Consider the following 23,800-nt stretch of genomic DNA (forward strand, 5'->3'; position numbering starts at 1 on the left):
GGCGCTCACCTCGCTCCCGGGCCGTGCACCGCGGCATCCACGGTCGAGTACACCCGTCCGTCGGCCTCGGCCTTCTGGAACCACGACCCGCGACGGGCGACCGTCGCGGCCGAGCCGGGCACCACGGCGAGCCGCAGCTCGATCCCGCGCGCGGTCAGCTCGTTCTCGAAGTCGGCCAGCGCGTCGAGCACGGTGACCGAGACCACCCGCAGGTACCCGGCATCCAGCACGAGCACGCGCACGTCGTCGGCGGCGTCCACCTCGTTCAGGATCGCGGACTCGTAGGGCTGCGCGTTCGCCGTGTACAGCGGGCCCTCGAACTGCACGACGAGTGCGCCGTCATGCACATCGTCGACCTTCAGGCGCACCTTGTTCAGCTCGCGGAAGACGACGACGAACGTGCCGACCACGCCCACGGCCACCGCCAGCAGCAGTCCGGCGGTCAGGCCGACGAAAGCGGTGATCGCGGCGATCCAGAAGTCTGCGCGGTTCAGGCGCCACAGCCTCGCCAGTCCCTTGATGTCGATGAGCCCCACCACTGCGACGAAGACCAGCGCGGCGAGCGTCGCCTGCGGCATGAGGCTCAGCACCGGGCCGAGGAAGAGCGCCACGAGCACGGCGAGGCCAACGGTCACCAGGGTGGCGACCTGCGACTTCGCGCCGGCGTTCTTGTTCACCGCGCTCTGCGAGAAGCCGCCCGCCGCGGGCAGCACCTGGAAGAACGCGCCGATGGTGTTGGCCGCGCCGGTGGCGAACAGTTCGCGGTTGCTGTCGATGGGGGTCTCCCCCGCCTCGCGGATGCCGCGCGCCACGGCGCTGGATTCGAGGAACGCCATCACCGCGATCGCGAGAGCGCCGGGCAGCATGCCGGCCACGTGCGCGAACGACGGCAGCTGGAACGGCGGGAACCCCTGCGGCACAGGGGCGATCAACGCGACCCCGGTGTCCTTCAGTCCGGCGAACGCGACCAGCAGGATGCCCGCGGCGACGACCACGAGCGGCCCCGGCACCTTCGGCAGCAGGCGCCTCAGCAGCACGAGGGCGGCGATCGATCCGATCGACAGCAGCACCGTGGCCGGGTTCGCGTCCGGCAGCGTCTCGAGGTCTGCGATCAGCGAGCGGATGAAGCCCGCGCCGGTCTCGTTCATCTCGACGCCGAGCAGCTTCGGCACCTGCCCCACGGCGACGGTCGCGCCGACACCCACCTGGATGCCGATGATCGTCGGCTTCGAGATGTACTCGACGGCGTTGCCGAGCCGCAGCAGGCGCGCTGCCAGCAGGATCAGCCCGACGATCAGCACGAGCGCCATGAGGTCGGGGACCGGGTTGTCCGAGTTCGCGGCGACGCCGGACGACACGAGTGTCGTGGCGGTCAGCGTGGCGATGGTCGACGTCGTCGACACGCTCATCGCACGCGAGCCGCCGAGCATGGCGTAGACGAACATCGGCACCATGCAGGTGTACAGGCCGACCTGCACCGGCATGTTCGCGATGGTGGCGTACGCCATCGCCTGCGGCACCACGACCGCACCGGCGGAGAGGCCGGCGACGATGTCCGCTCCCAGCCAGGCGCGCCGGTATCCGTGCAGCGTCGGCGCCAGCCAGGTGCGGGAGCCGGTCGCGGTGGGCGCGCTCATGCCGGGAAGACCTGCTCCCAGTCGTCCGCGACGCTGATCACCGTGACGTCGTCGGCGGCGAGCGCCTGCTCGGCCCCGCCGTCGTAGGGCGCGTCGCCGCGACCGGAGTGGTCGTCGTGGTGCACGAGGAGCGCGAGACCGCGGCGGCCGGTGCCGTCGCCCACGGCGAACTGCAGCATCGGCAGGTCGCCGTTCGCGTTGCCTGCGGCCAGCAGCGGCCGGCGGCCGGTCCTGCTCCAGATGCGCACCGGCTTGATGCCGCCGTCATCGAGGAAGTCGAGGTTCGCGGAGTACTTCACGGCGCGGGCATCCGCGTCGTAGGTGAGGCCGTAGGCCGAGCCGATCACGCGCTCCGGCGGGATGCCGTAGAACTCCTGCGTGACGCTGCGCATGAAGTCGCGCTCGCCCGCCGAGGCGATGTAGCAGGTGAAGCCGTTCGCCTCGAGGTATCTGAGCAGCTCGACCATCGGCTGGTACACCGCTCCCGAGAACGGGGTGCCGAGCGTGGGGTGCTTCGCGGTGCGGAAGAACTCCGCGACGGATGCCGCGTACTCGTCCACCGTCATGCCGTCGGTGAGTCCGACCAGGGCGCCGAGCATCTGCTTCAGGTCGCTGTCGTCGCCCGCGTAGTGCTTCTCGACCGCGTGCCCCAGCCAGGACAGGTCGCCGGTGGCGACCGCCTTGTAGGGCTGGTTCTCGGCGAGCGACGGGTCGGCCTTCACCGCGGCCGCCCACTGCCCGACGATGTAGTCGAGCTGGATGATGACGGGTTTCTCCGACCACAGGGTGCCGTCGTTGTCGAACACGGCGATGCGCTCCGCCACGGGCACGGCGTCTGCACCGGTGGTGACGGATTCGACGAAGTCGACGATGGTCTTGCGCGTGGCGGTGTCGCGCCACGAGGGCAGAGTGGTCATGAGGGCTCCTCCGATACTGATCCGGCCAGATTACGGGACGCGGTCGCCGCCCGAGGGCTCCTCACCCGGATGAATGATCGCGGCGCGCAGCGCCGCGATGTCGTCGCGCAGCGCGCGCACCTCCGCCTTCGTCGCGGCATCCGCCCCGTCGTCGCCGTGCGCGCCGCGCTCGACCACCCACGAGGCGAGCGTCGCCGTGATGACGCCGGCGAGCGCGACGCCGCCGAACATGAGGATGACGCCGACGAAGCGCCCGGTGACGGTGACCGGGGTGAGGTCGCCGAATCCGGTCGTCGTGGCGGTGACGCACGCCCACCAGAGCGCATCGCCGAAGCTGACGATGGTGGCGCCGGGTGCACCGCGCTCGGCGTCGAGCACCTGCAGCGAGGCGATGTAGACGAGGATCAGCGTCGAGGCCAGGCCGTAGACCAGGATCCTGGTGCGCAGGGCCGCTGCTCTGGTGCGGCGCAGTCCGGGCAGATGCGTGAACACGCGCGCGACGCGCACCAGCCGCAGCACCGGGATGAGCGTGATCGCGAGGTCGGCGAGGTGGGTGCGGAACCACAGCCAGCGGTCGGGCGCGATCGACAGCCGCACCAGGTAGTCGATGACGAACATGGTCCAGGTGACCAGCACGACGATGTTCGCGAACAGCGCCGGCGTGCCGTCCGCCTCGGTGATCACGCGCCAGGAGTACGCCAGCAGGAACGCGATCGACGCGACCAGCAGCGCCGGTCCGGTGCGGCGGCGCCAGGTGTTCTCGTCCACTCCTGCATCATGCCAGCGCCCCGGTCCCCGTGGCGACCGTTACGGTTGAGCCATGGCGGATGACGAGCGCGAGATGGTCCTGATCCCCGGTGGCACCTTCACGATGGGTTCGACGGAGTTCTACCCCGACGAGCAGCCCGTGCATCGGCGCGAGGTTGCATCCTTCCGCATCTCGAAGTACGCCGTGACCAACGCCGACTACGCCCGCTTCGTCGCCGACACCGGCTATGTCACGGTCGCCGAGCGGCCGCTGGACCCCGCGTCCTACCCCGGGGTCGCCGCCGAGGATCTGGTGCCCGGCGCGATGGTGTTCACCCCGACGACGGGGCCGACCGATCTGCGCGACTGGCGCAACTGGTGGCGCTGGGAGACGGGTGCGCACTGGCGTGCGCCGTTCGGCCCGGGCTCCGGCATCGACGACCGGATGGATCACCCGGTCGTTCACGTCGCCTACGAGGATGCCACCGCGTACGCGGAGTGGGCCGGCAAGCGCCTGCCCACCGAGGCCGAGCACGAGTACGCCGCCCGCGGCGGCGTCGATGGCGCCCGTTTCGCGTGGGGCGATGACCCGTACCCGGGCGGGCGCGCGCTGGCCAACTCCTGGCTGGGCCGCTTCCCCTACGACAACCGCGGCGTGGGCGGCACGGCACCCGTCGGCTCGTACCCCGAGAACGGCTACGGGCTGTCCGACATGATCGGCAACACCTGGGAGTGGACCACCGACTACTACGCGCCGCGGCACATCGTGCCGACGGACAAGCCGGTGGATGCCGGCAAGCGCGCCAATCTGCTGGCCGCCGCCAGCTCGCGCGAGGGCGAGCAGATCCCCCGCCGCGTGCTCAAGGGCGGGTCCTTCCTGTGCTCGCCGGACTACTGCCTGCGCTTCCGGCCCGCCGCCCGCTCGCCGCAGGCCGAGGACACCGGGATGTCGCACGTCGGCTTCCGGCTGGCCGCAGACGCCTGACCTACGAGAAGGAGAGATGATGACGCGCCCCTACCTGGACAAGAGCTCACCCGAGGCGTGGAAGGCGCTGAACGCCCTCTCCGACACGGTCGCGGGCGTCGCCGCGGACGCCGGCCTCGTGATGACCGAGGTCGAGTTCATCAAGCTGCGGGCGTCGCAGCTGAACGCCTGCGCGTTCTGTCTCGACGTGCACTCGCGCGAGTCGCGCAATGCGGGCATCCCGCAGCAGAAGATCGACCTTCTGCCCGCCTGGCGCGAGTCGGCGCTGTACACCGAGCGCGAGAAGGCGGCGCTGGCGGTCGCCGAGGCCGCGACCCGGATGCCGCTGAGCGAGAGCGATGCCGCCGACCTGGCGGCTTCCCGCGCCGTGCTCGGCGATGCCGCATTCGCCGCGGCGGAATGGGTGGCCGTGACGATCAACGTCTTCAACCGGATCTCGATCCTCAGCGAGCACCCGGTGCGGCCGCGCGATGCGGAGGGCAAGGTGATTTGAGATGCGCCGTGCTGAGCGAACGGAGTGAGACGAAGTGAGCGACCTCGAGAAGGATCCGCAGGTCGAGGTCCTCGAGCCGGGGCAGCCGTGCACCGGTGTCGAGGTGCTCGAGCCCCGCGAGGTGCCGCTCGGCGGCCCGCGGGCGATGACCGTGTACCGCACGCTGCCGCAGAAGCAACGCTCGCTGGTCGGGGCCTGGTGCTTCCTCGACCACTACGGCCCCGACGACGTCGCCGTGTCCGGTGGCATGGAGGTGCCGCGGCATCCGCACACGGGCCTCGCGACGGTGAGCTGGCTGTTCACCGGCGAGATCGACCACCTCGACTCCGGAGGCAACGCCGCCGCCGTGAAGCCGGGTGAGCTGAACCTGATGATCGCCGGCAGCGGCATCACGCACTCCGAGATCAGCACACCCGAGACGCGGACGCTGCACGGCGTGCAGCTCTGGTACGCACTGCCCGAGAGCACCCGGTTCTCGCCGAACCACTTCGACCACTACGCGCCCGAACCCGTCACGACAGCGGGCCTGACCGCGCGGGTGTTCATCGGCTCGCTGCTCGGCTCCACGTCGCCGGTCGACACCCGCACGCCCGATCTGCTCGGCGCCGAGCTGATCCTCGAGCCCGGCGCGTCGGCGACGCTGACGGTGCGCGCCGACTTCGAGCACGCGCTGCTGGCCGAGACCGGCACGATCGACGTGAACGGCACGTCCGTCGCGCACCGCGAGCTGGGCTACGTACCGATAGGGGCCGACACGCTGCACGTGACCGCGGGCGCTGACGGCGCCCGCGTGATCCTGCTCGGCGGCGTGCCGCTGGGTGAGCAGATCGTGATGTGGTGGAACTTCGTCGGCCGCAGTCATGACGAGATCGTCGAGTTTCGGCGCCGGTACCAGTCCGAGCTCGGCTTCGAGCCGGCGGATGCCGCGGATACCGGCAAGCCGGCGCTGTTCGGCCGGTTCCCGCCCGGGCAGCGCGCACCGCTGCCCGCCCCGCCCATGCCCACCATCCGGCTGCGGCCGCGTCAGTAGGAGGAGACGACCATGACGAACGAGCGCTACATCGTGCAGAACCGGCCGGACGAGTCCCGGTACGTCCTGCTGGACACCGGAGAGGACGGCACGGGCACGACGGAGATCGGCGAGGAGTCCTACGTCGACGTCGCGACGGATGCCGGCACGCAGCGCGTGCTGTTCCACACCGGCGTCTCCGAGGAGTACGCAGGCCGTGGGCTGGCCTCGGTGCTGGTGCGAGGCGCCGCGGACGACGTCGTCGCCTCGGGCGCCACGATCGTGCCGGTCTGCCCCTACGTGAGGGCGTGGCTACCCAAGCATCCGGAGTATGCGGAACACGTCGTGCAGCCGCGCCGCGAGCACCTCGAGGCGGTCAAGGCGCAGGAGGGCTGACCCGACTTCACCCGGATGTCATGGCCGCACCCTTCCGCGCGGCTCACCGACCCCGCTATGGTGCGGATGGGGAGCAATACCGACCGGACAAGGGAGTGTCATGGCAAGGGAATTCCAGGGGAAGATCGAACTCGATGTGCGCGACTCCGTCGCGGACTGGGACGCGTTCCTTCCGAGCAAGCCGCCGGCAGGGGCGCCCAACGTCCTCGTCGTCCTCTACGACGACACCGGCATGGCCGCGTGGTCGCCGTACGGCGGCCGGATCAACATGCCGACCATGGACCGGCTGGCGGAGAACGGCCTGACGTACACGCAGTGGCACACCACGGCGCTGTGCTCACCGACGCGCTCGACGTTCCTCACCGGACGTAACCACCACCTGAACGGCTTCGCGACGATCTCGGAGTCCTCGACCGGGTTCCCGGGCTACAACTCGCACATCCCGCCGACGAACGCCACGATGGCAAACGTGCTGCGGGATGCCGGCTGGTCGACGTTCTGGGTCGGCAAGAACCACAACGTGCCGATCGATGAGTGGACCGCCGGCGCCTCGAAGAAGAACTGGCCGCTCGCGCAGGGCTACGACCGCTTCTACGGCTTCATCGGCGGCGAGACCAACAACTGGTTCCCCTCGCTCGCAGAGGACAATCACTACATCGACCAGCCGTACCTGCCCGAGGACGGCTACCACCTGTCGAAGGACCTCGCCGACCAGGCTCTGAAGATGATCCGCGACGTCAAGCAGACCGAGCCGGAGAAGCCCTGGTATCTGTGGTTCTGTCCCGGCGCGAACCACGCCCCCCACCACGCCCCGCAGGAGTACATCGACAAATACAAGGGCAAGTTCGACGACGGCTACGAGGCGTACCGCGACTGGGTGATCGAGCGGATGAAGGAGAAAGGCATCCTCCCCGAGGACACCGCCAACACGCCGTTCAACCCGATGCCCGAGGACGCCTACACTCCGACCGATGCGGTGCGTCCGTGGGATTCGCTGACCGATCCGGAGAAGGCGATGTTCTCGCGCATGGCGGAGGTGTACGCGGGCTTCTCGGAGTACACCGACGCACAGGTGGGCCGCATCATCGACTATCTGGACGAGTCCGGCCAGCTCGACAACACCCTCGTCATCTACTGCGCCGACAACGGCGCATCGGGTGAGGGCAGCCCGAACGGTTCGGTGAATGAGGGGAAGGTTTTCGGCGGCTACCCCGACGACGAGCAGCAGAACCTGTCGATGGTCGACGAACTCGGCAGCCCCAACACCTACGGTCACTACCCGACGGGGTGGGCCGCGGCGTTCTCGACTCCGTACAAGATGTTCAAGCGGTACACCTTCCAGGGCGGTGTCGCCGACCCGCTGGTGATCCACTGGCCTGCGGGCATCACGGCGAAGGGCGAGGTTCGCCATCAGTACCATCACTCCACCGACATCGTGCCCACGATCCTCGAGGCGTGCGGCGTGACCTTCCCCGACACGTACAACGGCATCGAGCAGACGCCGCTGTCGGGCGTCTCGATGGTCCCGTCGTACGATGCGACGCCCGATGGGCCGACGACGAAGGAGACGCAGTATTACGAGATGCTCGGCAGCCGCGCCATCTGGCACAAGGGCTGGAAGGCCGTCGCTGTGCACGGCCCCACGAGCGGCATGAGCAGGTTCGACGAGGACGTCTGGGAGCTCTACCACACCGACGTCGACCGCTCCGAGGCCCACGATCTCGCCGCCGAGCACCCCGAGAAGCTGAAGGAGCTGAAGGCGCTGTGGATGGAGGAGGCGAAGGCCAACAACGTCCTGCCTCTGAACGACCTGCAGATCTTCGGCAATCCGAAGGACTTCGAGACCTTCGTGTCGATGGAGTTCCACCAGCCCGCGCCGCCGTCCGGGCAGTTCGTGTACTACCCCGGCACGACCGAGGTACCGGAACGCTCCGCGGCGAACGTGCACGGCGTCTCGTACAAGATCGCCGCCGAGGTGGAGTTCACTCCAGAGACCGAGGGCGTGATCTTCGCGCACGGCTCCCGCTTCGGCGGCCATGCCCTGGTGGTGAAGGACGGCCAGATCCACTACGTGTACAACTTCCTCGGCATCCCGCCGGAGGACCACGTCAGCGGGCCCGCACCCACTTCCGGTCGGCACATCATCGGGGTGGACTTCATCAAGGAGGGCGTCGGCGAGTACCGCGAGGGCAAGGGACCGGTCAGCCTGTACATCGACGACCAGAAGGTCGACGAGAAGCAGATCCGCACCGTGCTCGGGCACTTCTCGCTGTGCGGCGAGGGTCTGACGATCGGTCGCGACAGCGCCGACCCGGTGTCGTCGCTGTACGGCTACGGGTTCGACTTCACCGGCGGCGAGATCGCGAAGGTCGTCTTCGACATCGCCGACGACGCGTACATCGACCTCGAGGCGCACCTCGCCGCCGCGATGGCGCGCGACTGATTCATCCGATTCGGGCGAGGGGGTGCCGCTCGGCGCCCCCTCGCCTTTAGTTTTGTGGATAGGAAGGGAGCACCATGACCAAGGAATTCCAGGGGAAGATCGAGCTCGACGTCCGGGACTCGGTCGCCGACTGGGCGCCGTACGAGCCCACCCGTGCGCCGGAGGGCGCACCGAACATCCTCGTCATCCTCTACGACGACACCGGCATGGCTTCGTGGTCGCCGTACGGCGGCCGCATCAACATGCCGACGCTCGATCGCCTCGCGGCGAACGGGCTGACCTACACGCAGTGGCACACCACCGCGCTGTGCTCGCCGACCCGGTCGACCTTCCTCACCGGCCGCAATCACCACGTCAACGGCATGGGCAACATCATGGAGGGCACGAACGGGTTCCCCGGCCTCTCCGGCCACATTCCCGAGTCGTGCGCCACGATCGGCCAGGTGCTGCAGAAGAACGGCTACTCCACGTTCTGGGTCGGCAAGAACCACAACGTGCCCGAGGAGGACATCTCCACCGGCGGAAGCAAGGAGCAGTGGCCGCTGGCTCAGGGCTTCGACCGCTTCTACGGCTTCCTCGGCGGCGAGACGAACAACTGGTACCCCGACCTCGTCGAGGACAACCACTTCATCGAGCCCCCGTACTCGCCGGAGGACGGCTACCACCTCTCGAAGGACCTCGCCGACCAGACCATCCGCCTGATCCGCGACCAGAACGCGTCGAACCCATCCAAGCCCTGGTACACCTGGTTCTGCCCGGGTGCGAACCACGCCCCGCACCACGCGCCGAAGGACTACATCGACAAGTACAAGGGGCAGTTCGACGACGGCTACGACGCGTACCGCGAGTGGGTGCTCGGTCGCATGATCGAGCGCGGCATCCTGCCCGCCGACACGGCACTGACGCCGATCAACCCGATGCCGGAGGACCAGGCGAACGCCGCCGACTACGTCAAGCCGTGGGACTCGCTGTCCGACGACGAGAAGCGTCTGTTCGCCCGCATGGCCGAGGTGTTCGCCGGCTTCAGCGAGTACACCGACGTGCAGATCGGCCGCATCATCGACTACCTCGAGGACTCCGGTCAGCTCGACAACACGCTCATCTTCTACTGCGCCGACAACGGGGCATCCGGTGAGGGCTCCCCCGACGGCTCGGTCAACGAGAACAAGTTCTTCAACGGGTTCCCCGACGACTTGAAGGAGAACCTCGACAAGATCGGCGTGCTGGGCGGCCCCGAGACGTACAACCACTACCCGACCGGGTGGGCGACGGCGTTCTCGACCCCGTTCCAGATGTTCAAGCGGTACTCGCAGTTCTCGGGCGGCACCTGCGACCCGATGATCATCCACTGGCCGGCCGGCATCAAGGCCAAGGGCGAGATCCGGCACCAGTACCACCACTCGACCGACATCGTCGCGACCGTGCTCGACGTGATCGGCATCGAGATGCCGGACGTGTTCCGCGGTGTCGAGCAGCGTCCGCTCGATGGCGTCTCGATGAAGTACTCCTTCGACGCGGCGCCCGACGGGCAGACCGAGAAGAAGGTGCAGTACTACGCGATGCTCGGCACGCGCGGCATCTGGAAGGACGGCTGGAAGGCCGCCGCCATCCACGCCCCGCTCACCGGCCACGGCCGCTTCGACGAGGACCGCTGGGAGCTCTACCACGTGGCAGAGGACCGGTCCGAGTCGAAGGACCTCGCCGCCGAGCACCCCGAGAAGCTGCAGGAGCTCATCGACGCCTGGTTCGAGGAGGCGGAGAAGAACAATGTGCTGCCGCTCGACGACCGCTCCGCCCGCGACCAGCTCACCATCGAGCGCCCGCAGGCCGAGCCGCCGCGCACCCGGTACATCTACTACCCCGACACCACAGCCGTGGCCGAGAGCGTCGCGGTGAACGTGCGAGGACGCTCGTACAAGATCATCGCCGACGTCGACCTCGAGAAGGGCGCCGAGGGCGTTCTGTTCGCGCACGGCTCGCGGTTCGGTGGCCACTCGCTGTTCATCAAGGACAACAAGCTGACCTACGTGTACAACTTCCTCGGCATTCCGCCGGAGCAGGTGTTCACGTCGGGCGAGCTGACGCCGGGCAAGCACGCGCTGGGCGTGGAGTTCATCCGCGAGAGCGCGGGCGAGCACGGCGAGTCCATCGGCACCGCGAAGCTCTACATCGACGACCAGGTCGTCGCGGAGGGCCCGATGCGCGCACAGGTCGGCAAGTTCACGCTCGCCGGCGACGGGCTGTGCATCGGCTACGACAGCGGTGACGCCGTCAGCGGACAGTACTCCGACGGCTTCCCCTTCACCGGCGGCAAGCTGCTCGGCGTGGGCGTCGACGTCAGCGACGAGCAGTACCTCGACCTCGAGCTTGAGGCACAGGCGGCATTCGCACGCGAGTGACGCGTTCGTGACGCCGAACGGGGCGGGAGGGCTTCGGCCCTCCCGCCCCGTTCGCGTGTTCCCCCGGATCCTGAGCGAGGAGCGCAGCGACGAGACGAAGGGCGCGGGGTGGCCGGTGAGGGTCAGGCGGGAAGCGGCTCGTCGCGGTAGAGCGCCTCGAACGTGTCCAGCGTGCGGTTGATGTCATGCACGGCGACGCCGTCGAGCGAAGCGCGCTGCATCCGCTCGTACTCCGCGGGAGAAGCGGTGAACACACGGGTGATCTTCGCGGCGAGGTCGTCGACGTTCCCGGGCTCGAACAGATAGCCGTTCTCGCCGTCGTGCACCAGGTGCGGCAGCGCCACGGCATCCGCACCGACCACGGGCAGGGCCGAGGCCATCGCCTCCATCGTGACGATCGACTGCAGCTCGGCGATCGACGCGATCACGAACAGGGATGCCCGGGAGTAGAGGTCCCGCAGCTGCTCATCGGTCACCCGCCCGTGGAAGGTGACCCGGTCGGACAGCCCGAGCTGCGCAGCGAGGTGCTCCAGGTTCTTGCGCTGGTCGCCGCCGCCGGCGATGTCGAAGTGCACGTCGAGCGCCGGGTCCAGCCTGGTCATCGCGCGCAGCACGACGTCGACCTGCTTCTCACCGGTCAGGCGGCCGACGAACAGCATCCGGTTCTTCTCGCGCGGGGCGATCACGGGCGTGTAGTTGCGGCGGTCGATGCCGCACGAGACCGGCACCACGCCGCTGATGTCGATGGTCTTCTCGAGGAAGTCCGCAGCCTTGCGTGTGGGCGTGGTGACGGCCCGCGCCATGCGCAGCGTGCGCTCGGCGTCGTCCCATGCGAGCTTCAGCACCGGGGCGTTCACGAACTCGGGCATGGCGGTGTGGTCGAGGATGTTCTCGGCCATGACGTGGTTGGTCGCGACGATCGGGATGCCTCGCTGCCGGGCGATCCGTGCCAGGCCGCGCCCGATGATGATGTGCGACTGGATGTGCACGATGTCGGGCTGCACCTCGGTGAGCACCTTGCGGGCATAGTGCTTCGACCGCCACGGCCAGATGAACCGCAGCCAGTCGTGCGGCAGCCATCGCACCGACGGCAGCCGGTGCATGGTCAGCGGCTCGCCTTCGATGACCTCGGTGTGGGTCGCTGAGCGGCGGTAGCGGGTGTTCGGCGCGACGACGTGCACGTCGTGCCCGCGCTCGACGAGCCCGGCGGCGAGCCGCTCGGCGAAGCGGGCGGCCCCGTTGATGTCGGGGTAGAAGGTGTCGCAGCCGATGAGGATGGTCAGGGGGCGGGCGGTCGGGGTCGCCGAATCCACGCTCTGATCGTCGGAGGATGTCACGGAGTAGTCGCTCCCAGTGCGGCCGGAGGGTGCCCGGTCGGGCGCACCCCACCCTACCCGAGGGGTCTGTGCCGGTCTCGGAGCCCGCACCGAGCAGCATCCTCTACCCTCTTTTCATGCGCCTGATCTCCTCCGCCGATCCCGGCCTCTGGATCCCCGTCACCGGCTCGCTGGGCTGGAAGGGACGGCGGCATCGCAAGGCCGCCATCCGGATGCTGCTGGGGCAGGCCGGTGCCGCGGGAAAGCCCGGCGCCGGGTTCGGTGCCTGGCTGGCCAGCCAGGCCGCGCCGTTCGCGATGCGCAAGGCCGATGGGCGCGTGCTGGCCTGGACCTGGAAGGCCGATCCGGATCTCGTGGTCGCGATCGCGACGACGCAGGAGCTCACCCCGCAGCTGCGCACCGCGCGGGCGATGATGCCCATTGAGTACGACGACACCGAGAGCTTCGCCACCCCGCTGGGCGTGGGCGAGAAGCTGATGATGGCGCTTCCTCCGACCCCGGGCACTCCCCCGTTCGCGACGTACACCTGGGACACCGGCACCCATCTGATCACGCTGAACGCGGTGTGCGGCGACCGGGAGCGCTTCGGCACGGTCGAGGGCGCACTCGACGATCTCGCCCGCAGCCTGCGGATCGCCGACGACGTGACCGGCGGCGAGTCGCAGGTGCTGCGACTGCCGCCGGCCTGACGCGGTCTACGCGGCCCGCTCGTACTCGGCGAGCACCACGCCCGAGTCGAACGCCGTCGTCGCGGTGCGGGTGAGTGCTGTCGGCGCGAAGCCGCGGTGTCCGAAGAGCGGGATGCCGCTGCCGAGGATCACCGGGTTGACCTTGAGCACGAGGCGGTCGACCTCATCGGCGAGGGCGGCGGCGAGCGCCCCACCGCCGCACAGCCAGATGCCCTCGCCCGGCTCGGACTTCAGCTCGCGGACGACCTCGACCGGGTCACGGTCGGTGAACTCCACGCCCTCGACCGGCTCCGGCGTGCGGCTGGTGAAGACCACCTGGCGCAGGTGGTTGTAGGGACTGGTCAGCATCGGCAGCCCGACCGCATAGGTGTTCCAGCCCATCACGACGGTGTCGAACGGACCGCCTTCGGCCGGGACGCCCGCCATGTCGGCCAGGGCCGTCGGCACGGTGCCGCGGAACCGCTCGCCGACCACGGCCATGTGGTCGCCGACTCCGTCGAAGAAGTCGAACTCCCCCTCGGGACCGGCGATGAATCCATCGATGCTGACGGCGACGAAATAGGTGAGTTCTCGCATACGTTCTCCATTCACAACAGGTGCAGTGGTTTGAGACTACAACAGGTGCAGTGGTTGCGCTAGGGTCAATTCATGGCAAAGAACGAGGCACGACGAAACGCACTCGCCGATGCCGGCATCGCGGTGCTGGCAGCCGAAGGGTCGCGAGGACTCACCCATCGCGCCATCGACGAACGGGCGGGCGTCCCCATCGGCACCACGTCGAACTACTTCCGAAGCCGCGATGCCCTGATCGCCGGACTGTTCGAACGCATCGGCGCACGCCTCGCCCCCACCCCTGAGGATCTGGCGCGCCGGGCATCCGCAGAGCCGAGCCGCGCCCTGTTCGCCGATTATGTGCGCGACATCGTGCGCCGCCTGTCCACCGAGCGCGAGGTCACGCTCGCCCTGTTCGAACTGAGGCTCGAGTCGGCCCGCCGACCGGAGCTGGCCGAGACGATGGCCGCCTGGCAGCGCACCGGCTTCGAGGGCGACATCGCCTTCAATCAGGCCGCCGGCCTGCCCGGCGGTCGCCGTGAGATCGCACTGTTCCACTACGCGCTCGACGGGCTGCTGCTCGATCGCCTGACCTCGCCGATCGACCCGGACACTCCGACCGACGACATCGTCGACGCCCTGGTCGAGGGCCTCCTCCCCGAGATTTAGTGAAGGTAGGTAATGATGTAGTAGCATCATCATATGGAACCGCTGCTGCTCGACCGCCTGCTCCAGATCGGCGAACTCTTCGAGAAGGACATGTCCCGCGCGTTCGAGGGCACGTCGCTCAGCACCGCCCGCGTGCACCTGCTCTGGGTGCTGCAGGACGCCGGGCCCTCGACGCAGCAGACCCTCGCCCGGCTGTGCGGGGTGAGCCCGCGCAACATCACCGGCCTCGTCGACGCACTGGAGGCCTCAGGACACGTGCGCCGAACCCCTCACCCGACCGACCGCCGCGCAGTACTCGTCGAGCTCACCGAGATGTCGACCACGTACATGGCGCAGATGCGCCGGGAGCACTCCGATCTCGACACCGAGCTGCTCGACGCGGTCGCTCCGGCGGATCGCGAGGCCGTGCAGCGCGGGGTCGCCGCGATCGCGAACCGACTCGGCGAGCTGGTCGCTGACGCCCGAGGAGGGACGTCATGACCGTCACCGCGCACACCCCCTCGCGCAGTGTCAGGGCGGGTTCGCTGCTCCGCCGGGCCATGCACGTGGAGAAGCGGGTCTACACGAGCATCGGTCGGGCCCTGCTGCGCCGCCCCGCCGTACCGACCGGCGGGACCGGCATCGCCTATCACCGCCCGGTGCTCACGGTGCTCATCATCTTCATCGTGCTCTCGGCGATCGAGATCCCGGTGATCGACCTGATCGTGCACCGCTGGGTGCCGGTGCGGATCGGCTTCCTGATCCTCGGTATCTGGGGGCTGACCTGGATGGTCGGGCTGCTCTGCGCGATGCTCATGCGCCCGCACTCGATCGGCCCCGACGGCATCCGGGTGCGCAACGGCCTGGAGATCGACGTGCCGTTCTCGTGGGATGACATCGCCTCGATCGCGATCGTCACGAGGGTCGACCAGCCGAAGACGCCGCGCGTGGTCGACGGCGTCTACTCCGAGCGCATGCAGTACGAGACGAACATCCAGGTCGAACTGGAACGCCCGGTCACCGTCAGCCTCCCGGGGATGCCCCCGCACGGCGGCATCCACGAGGTCACCACCGTGCGCTCTGGGCGGATGACCCGAAGGCATGCCTCGCCGCAGCGCGCCCCTTCCTCGCCGGGGCTTAGCTCGCGCCGGTGCGTCCGACCGTGACGTCGCCGGACAGCCAGCGCAACCAGCGCTGCTGCGGATCACCCTCGAGCACGAGAGCGCGCACCAGCAGTGTCAGCGGGATGCACAGGATCGCGCCGAGCGGGCCGATGATGAAGGTCCAGAACGCGACGGACACGAAGCTCAGGGTGAGGCTCAGGCTGACCGCGTCGCTGACGAACTTGGGCTGCACCAGCACCTGCAGCGTCACGTTGACGACGATGTAGATCGCGATCACGGCCAACATGAGCGGCCAGCCGCCCACCACCAGTGCCAGGATCGCGGGCGGGATCAGGCCGATCACGAATCCGATGTTCGGAATGAAGTTGGTCACGAACGCGAGGATGGCCCAGACGATCGGTGCGGGCACGCCGACCGCCCAGAGCGCCAGCCCGTCGATGATCGCGACGACGGCACCGAAGGAGGCGTTGATCACGTAATAGCGCCGCACGTTGCTGCTGTAGTCGGTGAAGCGGCGCATCGCCGGTCGCGCCTGCGGGCCGTACAGCTTCTCGGCCTGCCCGTATCGCGAGGCGTCGGCGGCCATGAAGAGGATGTAGGCGAACACGAAGAACAGTCCGGTGAGAACGTTCACCGTGCTGCCCGCGAGTGAGGTGACGAAGCCGAGGATCGTGTCGGGCTTGATCAGCTCGGCCCCGGTGGCGGGGTCGAGTCCGAGAGACGTGAGCTGCGCGGACAGCGAGGTCCAGGTGTCCATCAGCTCATCCGCGTAGTCGCCCACCATCCGCACGAACTGCGCACCGGCGTAGCCGAGCAGCAGCGCCATCACGACCAGCACCACCCAGCCGAGCACGATCACCGCGGTCGTCGCCAGCCAGCGCGGCCAGCCGGCGCGTTCGAGCGGATGCCGCACCGGATGGCAGATGATCACGAGCACGGCGCCCAGCGCCAGCGGTCCGATCAGCTCGCGCGCGCCGTGCATCCCGGCCAGCGCGATGACGGCCGCCGCGAGGCCGATCAGCACCCGCAGCGTCGGCGAGAGGCCGGCGGGGGCCGGTGCCGGCGCGCTCATGCGCCCGCCGCCGCGGCGGCCCGGTCGAGTGCGGCGGCCTGCGCCGCATCATCCGTCCCCGCGTCCTCTTCGACGGCGGCGGCGGCGCGGATGAACAGGATGATCCACGAGAAGACGAGGATGCCGGCGACCAGTTCGACCGCGGTCAGCGTGTAGTAACCGGTCGCGAAGAAGATGCCGACCAGCACGACGACCGCCACGAACAGATAACCCATCAGCAGGAAGCCGCGCGGCATCCGCGGCACCCACCAGCGCAGGCCGATGACGATCGCGGTGAACGCGACGGCCATGCCGGTCGCGACGCTGTTGTGCACCAGGAAGAACTCGTCGACCGGGAACACTCCGACGCAGCCGAGGAAGACACCGACGATCACCAGCAGGGTGCGCACCCAGACGATGCCGGGCGCGCTGCGGATCGACATGGACTTGGTGGCGTACCGCACCAGGATCGTCACCATGAAGCCGGCGACGATGAGGGTGAGGTTGAACGCCATCGCGGAGAGGTCGTCGGTCATGCCCAGCGCACTGAGGTTCTCCTCCCACCACTTCGGGTCGCTGGCGGTGAGCATGCTCGCCATCACGCCGAAGATGAGGAACACCGCGAGCACCGTCGCCAGCAGTGAGAGATCCATGTGGGTGGCCGAGAAGAAGACGACGTAGGCGGTGACCGCGGCGGCGGCCCCCGACAGGATCAGCAGCGGGAAGGCGAAGACCGTCGCGCCGATGAATCCCCTCTCGAGGATGTCGGCGAGCAGCGTCCAGCCCAGCAGCGCGATGATCGCGTGCGCGAAGGCCAGCGCCGCGACATCCGTCACCTCGAGGAACGTCACCTTCTCGCCGCGCTCGCGGATCACGTAGCGGCCGGCGATGAAGGCGAGAGCGGCGACGACCGCCGAGGCGAGCGCCGCGTACTGCCCGATCGATCCGGGTCCCGCGATCGGCGCGTCCTGGAAGCCGAACACCGGCAGGGCGACCAGCGCGGCGATGATGAACGCGATCGCGCCGACGCCGAGTGACAGGGACTCCAGGGCGGTGGCACTGCGGCCTTGGCTGTCGACGTGCTGCGCGGTGGGGGAAGTTGTCATGCGCTGAGGATATCGTCACGGGAACCGGACACCCAGCGACGCGGGCGTAGGCTGTACGAGGTCTTCATGCACCCTCCGAGGAACGGGAAGCGAGGTGGTGCCCCATGTCCAGTGACAGTCACAGTCGCAGACGCGTCTCACCCATCCGCTTCCGCTCCGCACCGCTGATCAGCCCGAACTGATCGCCGCGGTGGGGCGGCTTTCTCTGCGAAGGCACGACCATGACCCCCACGCAGCTTCAGAACGTTGCCGAGGCCGCCGACACGATCGGCCAGCTCCTCTCTCAGAACGACCTCGCCGGCGCATCCGCCGTGCTCACCCCGCTGACGGTTCCCGAAGTCGTCGAACTCGTCGATCGCCTCAGCATCGAAGATGCCGCGATCCTGTATCGTCTGCTCGCGAAGGGCAGGGCGCTCGAGGTGTTCGAGGCGCTCTCGCCCGGAACTCAAGGCGATCTCGTGCAGGCGCTGCGCAACGCCGAGGTGACCACCCTGTTCGCCGAGATGGACCCGGACGACCGGGTCTGGCTGCTCGACGAACTGCCGGCATCCGTCGCCCCTCGGCTGCTGCGCGGGCTGACCCGGCAGGAGCGCGACCTCACCTCGGGCATGCTCGGCTACCCGCAGGACTCGATCGGGCGCCGGATGAGCCCGGAGTTCGTCACCACGCATCCTCAGCTCACCGTCGCGGCGACGATGGCGCGCGTCCGCGGCGCCCTCGACTCAGCCGAGACGGTCTACACCCTGCCGGTGACCGACCACGGCCGCCGCGTCGTCGGCGTCGTCAGCCTGCGCGACCTGATGGGCGCGACGGATGACGCGCTGATCGGCGACCTCATGCACGAGGCGCACATCGCCGTCGTCTCGGAGGACGCCGAGACCGCGGCCCGCCGCACCACCGACTACGGGCTGCTCGCGCTGCCGATCGTCGACGGCGAGGACCGGCTGGTCGGCATCCTCACGATCGACGACGCGGCCCGCATCCTCAAGCAGGAGGAGAGCGAGGATGCCGCACGACAGGGCGGCGTCGAGCCGCTGCGTCGCTCGTACCTGTCCACGCCGATCCGGCGGCTCGTGCGATCGCGCGTGATCTGGCTGCTGGTGCTCGCGGTCGGCGCGACGCTGACGGTGCAGGTGCTCGACACCTTCGAGGCGACGCTCGCGCAGATGACGGTGCTGGCACTCTTCGTGCCGCTGCTGATCGGCACCGGGGGCAACACCGGCAACCAGGCGGCGACCACCGTGACCCGGTCGCTCGCACTGGGTGAGGTGACGCCGCGCGATGTGCTGAAGGTGCTCTCCCGCGAGGTGCGCACCGGGTTCTGCCTGGGGCTGCTGCTCGGGCTGCTCGGCTTCGCGATCGCCGGACTCGTCTACGAGTGGCACGTAGGCCTGGTGATCGGACTCACGCTCGTGGCGGTGTGCACGGTCGCGGCATCCGTCGGCGGCATGATGCCGCTCGCCGCCCGCGCGATCCGCGTCGACCCGGCCGTGTTCTCGAACCCGTTCATCACGACGTTCGTCGACGCGACGGGCCTCGTGATCTACTTCCTCATCGCGAAGGCCGTGCTCGGGATCTGAAGCGTCAGTCCTCCGGGCCGTCGGAAGCGAGGTGCGGGCTCCACAGCATGACCTCGGTGGAGCGGCGGATGCGGCGGCCGGACGGCACGGTGACGACCTGGCCGCTGCTCGCCGCGGCGAAGACACGCACGCCGGGGCGGCTGCGCCGTTCGGCATCCAGCGTCTGCTCGAGCTCGCGCACGCGGTGGCGCAGCGCACGCACCTCGTCCTCGAGGTCGAGCAGCCGCGCGATCGCCGGCAGGCTCATGCCGTCGGCGGAGAGGCGTGCGACCTCGCGCAACTGCATGATGTCGCGCTGCGAATAGCGGCGGGAACCGCCGCGGGTGCGACCGGGGACGACCAGTCCTATGCGGTCGTACTGACGAAGGGTCTGGGGATGCATGCCGGAGAGCTCGGCCGCGACCGCGATCGCGTAGACCGGAGCATCCTCGTCGGCATCCATCCCCATCACCTTCACGCCCGCGCCTTCGCCATCATCTCGGCGCGCGGGTTCTCCTTCGGCTCGGCGGCCTGGAAGGCCTCCAGAGCAGCCTTGGCGGCCTCGTCGAGGTGCGACGGAACGGCGACCTGCAGTTCGGCGAGCAGGTCGCCGGTGCCCTTCTTCGTGGTGATGCCGCGGCCCTTGACGCGCAGCACCCGCCCCGACGGCGTACCGGGGGCGACCCGCAGCTTGACGGTGTCGCCGTCGAGCGTGGGCACCTCGATGGTCGCGCCGAGCGCGGCCTCGGTGAAGGTCACCGGCACCGTCAGGCGCAGGTTCTGCCCGTCACGGGTGAACACCGGATGCGGGCGCACCGTGATCTGCACCACGATGTCGCCGTTCTCGCCGCCGTCCGGCGACGGACGGCCGCGACCGCGCAGCCGGATCTTCTGCCCGTCGGCGACGCCGGCGGGAATCTTCACCTTGAACGGCTTGCCGTCCTCGGACTGCAGCGAGATGGTCTCGCCCTTCGCCGCGGTGACGAAGTCGATCGTGGTGCGAGCGGTGACGTCGGCGCCGCGCTGCGGGCCGCCGAAGCCGCGGTATCCCCCGGACGGCTGCCCGAAGCGGCCGGAGCCGAACGAGCCGCCGCCCTGGTTGAACATTGCGAAGATGTCGTCGAAATCGGCCTGCTGGCCACGGCCCTGCCCGAACCGGCTGAACACGTCCTCGAAGCCGCCCGCCCCGCCGCCGGGCGCGGTGAAGCGCGCACCCGACCCCATGGCGCGGATCTCGTCGTACTCCTTGCGCTGCTCAGGGTCGCTGAGCACCGAGTACGCCTCGCTGATCTCCTTGAACGTCGCCTCGGCCTTGGCATCCCCCGGGTTGGAGTCCGGGTGGTACTTGCGCGCCAGCTTGCGGTACGTCTTCTTCAGCTCGGCGTCCGAGACGTCCTTCTTGACGCCGAGCGTCTTGTAGAAGTCCTTGTCGAACCAGTCCTGACTAGCCATCGATCACCTACTCCGCAGGTACGGCGACCACGACCTTCGCCGGGCGCAGTTCGACGTCGCCCAGCCGGTAGCCGACCTCGACGACCTCGAGGATCGTCGACGTGGTGGCACCCGGGGTGGGCTGCTGGAAGATCGCCTCGTGCTGCTGCGGATCGAACTCCTCGCCGGCCGCACCGTAGGCGACGACGCCGAGGCGGTCGACGACGGAGCGGAGCTTCTCGGCGATCACCGAGAACGCGGAGCCCTCGGCGAGATCGCCGTGCTGCTCGGCGCGCGCCAGGTCGTCCAGCACGGGCAGCAGGCCCTTGGCGACCTCGCCCTTCGCACGGGCGATCTCGATGTGGCGCTGCTCCTCGGTGCGGCGACGGTAGTTCGCGTACTCCGCCTGCAGGCGCTTCAGGTCGACGAGCAGGGCGTTCTCGGCATCCTCCAGAGCGTGGTCCTCCGCAGCCGCCTCGGCGGTCTGCTCGGCGCTCAGGATGTCGTCGATCGTCAGCTCTTCGGCCTCGGATGCGTCGTCCTGCGGCGCGGGGCCGGATGCCGCAGCATCCGACCCCTCGTCCTCAGGAACTTCGTCGAAGTTCTTGTCGGTCATCGTTACTTCTTCTCGTCCTCGTCGTCCACGACCTCGGCGTCGATGACGTCCTCGTCGGAGGTCGCCTCGCCCGCCGCGTCAGCGGCCGGCTCGCCGGCCGCGGCATCCGCCTGGCCCTGCGCGTAGATCGCCTCGCCGAGCTTGGACTGCGACTGGTTCAGCTTGTCGAACGCGGTCTTCACCGCGTCGTCGTCCTCGCCGGCCAGAGCCGTCTTCAGCGCGTCGACGTCGGCCTGAACCTCGGTCTTCACGTCTTCGGGCAGCTTGTCCTCGTTCTCCTTGATCAGCTTCTCGATCGAGTAGGAGAGCGTCTCGGCCTGGTTGCGGGTCTCCGCGGACTCACGACGCTTCTTGTCCTCGGCGGCGTGCTCCTCGGCCTCGCGCACCATGCGCTCGATGTCGTCCTTCGACAGCGACGAGCCGCCCGAGATGACGATCGACTTCTCGGTGCCGGTGCCCTTGTCCTTGGCAGACACGTGCACGATGCCGTTGGCGTCGATGTCGAAGGTGACCTCGATCTGCGGGATGCCGCGCGGAGCCGGCGCGATGCCGGTCAGCTCGAACGTGCCCAGCGGCTTGTTGTCGCGGGTGAACTCGCGCTCGCCCTGGAAGACCTGGATCGCCACCGACGGCTGGTTGTCGTCCGCGGTGGTGAAGGTCTCGCTGCGCTTGGTCGGGATCGCGGTGTTGCGGTCGATGAGCTTGGTCATCATGCCGCCCTTGGTCTCGATGCCGAGGCTCAGCGGGGTGACGTCGATGAGCAGGACGTCCTTGCGCTCGCCCTTCAGCACACCGGCCTGCAGCGCGGCGCCCACGGCGACGACCTCATCCGGGTTGACGCCCTTGTTGGCGTCCTTGCCGGTCTCGGCCTTCACCAGCTCGGCCACGGCCGGCATGCGGGTGGAACCGCCGACGAGCACGATGTGGTCGATGTCGGCGACCTTGATGTTCGCCTCGCGGATGACGTCCTCGAACGGCTTCTTGGTGCGGTCGAGCAGGTCCTTGGTGAGGTCCTCGAACTTGGCGCGCGTGACGGTCTCGCTCAGCGAGACGGGGCCGCTGTCGGTCAGCGACAGGTACGGCAGGTTGACGCTGGTGCTGGTCGAGGAGGAGAGCTCCTTCTTGGCCTGCTCAGCAGCCTCCTTGAGGCGCTGCAGCGCGATCTTGTCACCCGAGACGTCGACGCCGGTGGTCTCCTTGAACTGCTTGATCAGGTAGTCGACGAGACGCTGGTCCCAGTCGTCGCCGCCGAGGCGGTTGTCACCGGCGGTGGCGCGCACCTGGATCGTGGAGAAGTCGTCGTCCTTGCCCACCTCGAGGAGGGAGACGTCGAAGGTTCCGCCACCGAGGTCGAAGACGAGGATGAGCTCGTCCTCCTTGCCCTTGTCGAGGCCGTAGGCCAGGGCGGCCGCGGTGGGCTCGTTGATGATGCGCAGCACATTGAGGCCCGAGATCTCGCCGGCCTCCTTGGTGGCCTGGCGCTCGGCGTCGTTGAAGTACGCCGGGACGGTGATGACCGCGTCGGTCACGGTGTCGCCCAGGTACGCCTCGGCGTCGCGCTTGAGCTTCTGCAGGATGCGGGCCGAGATCTCCTGCGGCGTCCACTTCTTGCCGTCGACGTCGAAGGACCAGTCGGTGCCCATGTGGCGCTTGACCGACGAGATCGTGCGGTCGACGTTGGTGACGGCCTGGCGCTTGGCGGTCTCGCCGACGAGCACCTCGCCATCCTTGGTGAAGGCGACCACCGAGGGGGTGGTGCGGAAGCCCTCGGCGTTGGCGATGACCTTGGGCTCGCCGCCCTCGAGGACGCTGACGACGGAGTTGGTGGTTCCGAGGTCGATACCGACAGCACGTGCCATGTGTTCTCTCCTTGTGGTTGTTGTCTGGGAAGTCTGCTGCGACCCGGAAACCTGAGTCGCGATGACTCAAGTGTACGCCCGGGGGTGGAGAGTGTCAATTCAAAGTTGATATGAGGTCACTCAACTCTGCGGGCTGGATGGCGCGCTCACCCAGTCACTCAGAACAGGACAACACGCGAAAACAGGACGAATGCGCCGCATCCGTCCTGTTCTGGGTCGTTCGCCTGCACTGGCGCCGAGCCGTCAGCCCGCCGACCTCACTTCCCCGGAAGCTGCGGAGGCCCCACCATCAGCAGCACCGCGAAGATCGCGGCGACGAGCACGAGGATCAGCAGCGCGAGCACCCACGGCCGGTGCAGGAACCAGCGCATGGTGCGGTCGTACCAGGTGCGATCGCGCGGGTCGTCGGTCTCGTCCAGACGCCACTCGCCGGTGAGCCGGCCGGTGCGATGCAGCCAGATCTCGGCGGGGATCGTGGCGTAGGGCACGATCGCGCTGGCGATCGCGGTGATCGCGACGCCGACGTGCCAGCGCTGGTGGAAGGCGAGCAGCACGGCGGTCGCCCCATAAGAGAGGAACACGAAGCCGTGGATGCCGCCGGCCACGGTGACCAGGGCCGGCGGAGCACCCACCGCGCGCGCGACGAGGGCGCTGATCAGCAGGGTCCAGGTGATCGCCTCTGCGATCGCGAGCACGCGGAACAGACGCGCGGGTGTGGTGAACACGGGTCTCCTCGGGTCGGGTCCCTCCAGGTTAGGCAGGATCGTTACCGAATGCCTCCGCCGACCATCGTCCTTTCGAT

At 68.7% G+C, this 23,800-nt stretch carries 23 protein-coding genes; 11 read left to right on the forward strand and 12 right to left on the reverse strand.

Annotation, left to right across the window (positions count from 1 at the left end; all coding sequences use genetic code 11):
- Nucleotides 1–5: 5 nt before the first annotated feature.
- From DY023_RS17025 to DY023_RS17035, 3 genes are read right to left on the reverse strand one after another with little or no spacing between them, the layout of a single operon-like run.
- Nucleotides 6–1,637, reverse strand: coding sequence for a SulP family inorganic anion transporter (locus DY023_RS17025; RefSeq protein WP_116243534.1), 1,632 nt, complete (start codon nt 1,635–1,637; stop codon nt 6–8).
- The gene (locus DY023_RS17030; protein ID WP_116243535.1) at nt 1,634–2,554 is read right to left on the reverse strand and encodes an HAD family hydrolase; all 921 of its coding nucleotides are present in this window, start codon (nt 2,552–2,554) and stop codon (nt 1,634–1,636) included. Before DY023_RS17030 ends, DY023_RS17025 begins: the two co-directional genes overlap by 4 nt.
- 30 nt (nt 2,555–2,584) lie before the next feature.
- On the reverse strand, nt 2,585–3,322 hold the full coding sequence (locus DY023_RS17035; protein ID WP_116243536.1) for a potassium channel family protein: 738 nt from the start codon (nt 3,320–3,322) through the stop codon (nt 2,585–2,587).
- 73 nt (nt 3,323–3,395) lie between these two features.
- Here DY023_RS17035 and DY023_RS17040 point away from each other — a divergent pair, with 73 nt between their 5' ends.
- The 6 genes from DY023_RS17040 (at nt 3,396) to DY023_RS17065 (ending at nt 11,026) form a co-directional block, all read left to right on the forward strand.
- Complete coding sequence (locus tag DY023_RS17040; RefSeq protein WP_116243679.1) at nt 3,396–4,286, forward strand: formylglycine-generating enzyme family protein; 891 nt, start codon at nt 3,396–3,398, stop codon at nt 4,284–4,286.
- Nucleotides 4,287–4,305: 19 nt separating this feature from the next.
- A complete protein-coding gene (locus DY023_RS17045; protein WP_245958762.1) occupies nt 4,306–4,779 on the forward strand; it encodes a carboxymuconolactone decarboxylase family protein in 474 nt (157 codons plus the stop codon).
- Nucleotides 4,780–4,813: 34 nt separating this feature from the next.
- Nucleotides 4,814–5,809: a pirin family protein gene (locus DY023_RS17050; protein ID WP_116243538.1), complete on the forward strand. Its 996-nt coding sequence runs from the start codon at nt 4,814–4,816 to the stop codon at nt 5,807–5,809.
- A 12-nt stretch (nt 5,810–5,821) separates the two neighbouring features.
- Entirely contained in the window at nt 5,822–6,184 is a 363-nt protein-coding gene (locus tag DY023_RS17055; RefSeq protein ID WP_116243539.1) for a GNAT family N-acetyltransferase, read from the forward strand.
- A gap of 100 nt (nt 6,185–6,284) precedes the next feature.
- Nucleotides 6,285–8,627 (forward strand): arylsulfatase, encoded by a 2,343-nt coding sequence (locus DY023_RS17060; RefSeq protein ID WP_116243540.1) that lies wholly within the window; start codon nt 6,285–6,287, stop codon nt 8,625–8,627.
- A 74-nt stretch (nt 8,628–8,701) separates the two neighbouring features.
- Nucleotides 8,702–11,026: an arylsulfatase gene (locus DY023_RS17065; RefSeq protein WP_116243541.1), complete on the forward strand. Its 2,325-nt coding sequence runs from the start codon at nt 8,702–8,704 to the stop codon at nt 11,024–11,026.
- A gap of 122 nt (nt 11,027–11,148) precedes the next feature.
- Here DY023_RS17065 and DY023_RS17070 read toward each other — a convergent pair whose 3' ends face one another.
- A complete protein-coding gene (locus DY023_RS17070; RefSeq protein ID WP_181905890.1) occupies nt 11,149–12,339 on the reverse strand; it encodes a glycosyltransferase in 1,191 nt (396 codons plus the stop codon).
- Nucleotides 12,340–12,479: 140 nt separating this feature from the next.
- On the opposite strand from DY023_RS17070, the gene DY023_RS17075 reads away from it, so the two are divergent.
- Nucleotides 12,480–13,052 (forward strand): hypothetical protein, encoded by a 573-nt coding sequence (locus tag DY023_RS17075; RefSeq protein WP_116243680.1) that lies wholly within the window; start codon nt 12,480–12,482, stop codon nt 13,050–13,052.
- Nucleotides 13,053–13,058: 6 nt separating this feature from the next.
- Here DY023_RS17075 and DY023_RS17080 read toward each other — a convergent pair whose 3' ends face one another.
- Nucleotides 13,059–13,628, reverse strand: a complete 570-nt coding sequence (locus DY023_RS17080) for a dihydrofolate reductase family protein (protein ID WP_116243543.1) — start codon at nt 13,626–13,628, stop codon at nt 13,059–13,061.
- A gap of 72 nt (nt 13,629–13,700) precedes the next feature.
- On the opposite strand from DY023_RS17080, the gene DY023_RS17085 reads away from it, so the two are divergent.
- The 3 genes from DY023_RS17085 to DY023_RS17095 are packed head-to-tail and all read left to right on the forward strand — an operon-like array spanning nt 13,701 to nt 15,418.
- Entirely contained in the window at nt 13,701–14,273 is a 573-nt protein-coding gene (locus tag DY023_RS17085) for a TetR/AcrR family transcriptional regulator (protein ID WP_116243544.1), read from the forward strand.
- A 33-nt stretch (nt 14,274–14,306) separates the two neighbouring features.
- Nucleotides 14,307–14,753 carry a MarR family winged helix-turn-helix transcriptional regulator gene (locus DY023_RS17090; RefSeq protein ID WP_116243545.1) on the forward strand — a complete coding sequence of 149 codons (447 nt, stop codon included), beginning with the start codon at nt 14,307–14,309 and terminating at the stop codon, nt 14,751–14,753.
- Nucleotides 14,750–15,418, forward strand: coding sequence for a hypothetical protein (locus DY023_RS17095; RefSeq protein WP_116243546.1), 669 nt, complete (start codon nt 14,750–14,752; stop codon nt 15,416–15,418). Before DY023_RS17090 ends, DY023_RS17095 begins: the two co-directional genes overlap by 4 nt.
- Here the strand turns inward: DY023_RS17095 and DY023_RS17100 are convergent.
- Nucleotides 15,390–16,448: an AI-2E family transporter gene (locus DY023_RS17100; RefSeq protein WP_116243547.1), complete on the reverse strand. Its 1,059-nt coding sequence runs from the start codon at nt 16,446–16,448 to the stop codon at nt 15,390–15,392. The two genes, DY023_RS17095 and DY023_RS17100, sit on opposite strands and share 29 nt — an antisense overlap.
- Nucleotides 16,445–17,533: a DUF998 domain-containing protein gene (locus tag DY023_RS17105; RefSeq protein WP_116243548.1), complete on the reverse strand. Its 1,089-nt coding sequence runs from the start codon at nt 17,531–17,533 to the stop codon at nt 16,445–16,447. Before DY023_RS17105 ends, DY023_RS17100 begins: the two co-directional genes overlap by 4 nt.
- Nucleotides 17,534–17,754: 221 nt before the next feature.
- On the opposite strand from DY023_RS17105, the gene mgtE reads away from it, so the two are divergent.
- On the forward strand, nt 17,755–19,113 hold the full coding sequence (gene mgtE, locus DY023_RS17110) for a magnesium transporter (protein ID WP_116243549.1): 1,359 nt from the start codon (nt 17,755–17,757) through the stop codon (nt 19,111–19,113).
- Between the two features lie 4 nt (nt 19,114–19,117).
- Here mgtE and DY023_RS17115 read toward each other — a convergent pair whose 3' ends face one another.
- The 5 genes from DY023_RS17115 to DY023_RS17135 form a co-directional block, all read right to left on the reverse strand.
- Nucleotides 19,118–19,555 (reverse strand): heat shock protein transcriptional repressor HspR, encoded by a 438-nt coding sequence (locus DY023_RS17115; RefSeq protein WP_245958763.1) that lies wholly within the window; start codon nt 19,553–19,555, stop codon nt 19,118–19,120.
- An 11-nt stretch (nt 19,556–19,566) separates the two neighbouring features.
- The gene (locus tag DY023_RS17120; protein WP_116243550.1) at nt 19,567–20,544 is read right to left on the reverse strand and encodes a DnaJ C-terminal domain-containing protein; all 978 of its coding nucleotides are present in this window, start codon (nt 20,542–20,544) and stop codon (nt 19,567–19,569) included.
- 7 nt (nt 20,545–20,551) lie between these two features.
- Nucleotides 20,552–21,139 carry a nucleotide exchange factor GrpE gene (locus DY023_RS17125; protein WP_116243551.1) on the reverse strand — a complete coding sequence of 196 codons (588 nt, stop codon included), beginning with the start codon at nt 21,137–21,139 and terminating at the stop codon, nt 20,552–20,554.
- 2 nt (nt 21,140–21,141) lie between these two features.
- Nucleotides 21,142–22,998, reverse strand: coding sequence for a molecular chaperone DnaK (dnaK, locus tag DY023_RS17130; RefSeq protein WP_116243552.1), 1,857 nt, complete (start codon nt 22,996–22,998; stop codon nt 21,142–21,144).
- A gap of 257 nt (nt 22,999–23,255) precedes the next feature.
- A complete protein-coding gene (locus tag DY023_RS17135; protein ID WP_116243553.1) occupies nt 23,256–23,723 on the reverse strand; it encodes a DUF3817 domain-containing protein in 468 nt (155 codons plus the stop codon).
- Nucleotides 23,724–23,800 lie beyond the last annotated feature (77 nt).

The sequence above is a fragment of the Microbacterium bovistercoris genome (assembly GCF_003387575.1).
GTDB classification, from domain to species: domain Bacteria; phylum Actinomycetota; class Actinomycetes; order Actinomycetales; family Microbacteriaceae; genus Microbacterium; species Microbacterium bovistercoris.

Bases quoted from the DNA above. Each gene is read 5' to 3' on its own strand.
- DY023_RS17120 (WP_116243550.1), bottom strand. From the start codon at position 20,544: ATGGCTAGTCAGGACTGGTTCGACAAGGACTTCTACAAGACGCTCGGC.
- DY023_RS17055 (WP_116243539.1), top strand. From the start codon at position 5,822: ATGACGAACGAGCGCTACATCGTGCAGAACCGGCCGGACGAGTCCCGG.
- DY023_RS17040 (WP_116243679.1), top strand. From the start codon at position 3,396: ATGGTCCTGATCCCCGGTGGCACCTTCACGATGGGTTCGACGGAGTTC.
- DY023_RS17115 (WP_245958763.1), bottom strand. From the start codon at position 19,555: ATGGATGCCGACGAGGATGCTCCGGTCTACGCGATCGCGGTCGCGGCC.
- DY023_RS17085 (WP_116243544.1), top strand. From the start codon at position 13,701: ATGGCAAAGAACGAGGCACGACGAAACGCACTCGCCGATGCCGGCATC.
- DY023_RS17060 (WP_116243540.1), top strand. From the start codon at position 6,285: ATGGCAAGGGAATTCCAGGGGAAGATCGAACTCGATGTGCGCGACTCC.
- DY023_RS17095 (WP_116243546.1), top strand. From the start codon at position 14,750: ATGACCGTCACCGCGCACACCCCCTCGCGCAGTGTCAGGGCGGGTTCG.
- DY023_RS17105 (WP_116243548.1), bottom strand. From the start codon at position 17,533: ATGACAACTTCCCCCACCGCGCAGCACGTCGACAGCCAAGGCCGCAGT.
- DY023_RS17045 (WP_245958762.1), top strand. From the start codon at position 4,306: ATGACGCGCCCCTACCTGGACAAGAGCTCACCCGAGGCGTGGAAGGCG.
- dnaK (WP_116243552.1), bottom strand. From the start codon at position 22,998: ATGGCACGTGCTGTCGGTATCGACCTCGGAACCACCAACTCCGTCGTC.
- DY023_RS17065 (WP_116243541.1), top strand. From the start codon at position 8,702: ATGACCAAGGAATTCCAGGGGAAGATCGAGCTCGACGTCCGGGACTCG.
- DY023_RS17030 (WP_116243535.1), bottom strand. From the start codon at position 2,554: ATGACCACTCTGCCCTCGTGGCGCGACACCGCCACGCGCAAGACCATC.
- DY023_RS17080 (WP_116243543.1), bottom strand. From the start codon at position 13,628: ATGCGAGAACTCACCTATTTCGTCGCCGTCAGCATCGATGGATTCATC.
- DY023_RS17025 (WP_116243534.1), bottom strand. From the start codon at position 1,637: ATGAGCGCGCCCACCGCGACCGGCTCCCGCACCTGGCTGGCGCCGACG.
- DY023_RS17100 (WP_116243547.1), bottom strand. From the start codon at position 16,448: ATGAGCGCGCCGGCACCGGCCCCCGCCGGCCTCTCGCCGACGCTGCGG.
- DY023_RS17090 (WP_116243545.1), top strand. From the start codon at position 14,307: ATGGAACCGCTGCTGCTCGACCGCCTGCTCCAGATCGGCGAACTCTTC.
- DY023_RS17075 (WP_116243680.1), top strand. From the start codon at position 12,480: ATGCGCCTGATCTCCTCCGCCGATCCCGGCCTCTGGATCCCCGTCACC.
- DY023_RS17125 (WP_116243551.1), bottom strand. From the start codon at position 21,139: ATGACCGACAAGAACTTCGACGAAGTTCCTGAGGACGAGGGGTCGGAT.
- mgtE (WP_116243549.1), top strand. From the start codon at position 17,755: ATGACCCCCACGCAGCTTCAGAACGTTGCCGAGGCCGCCGACACGATC.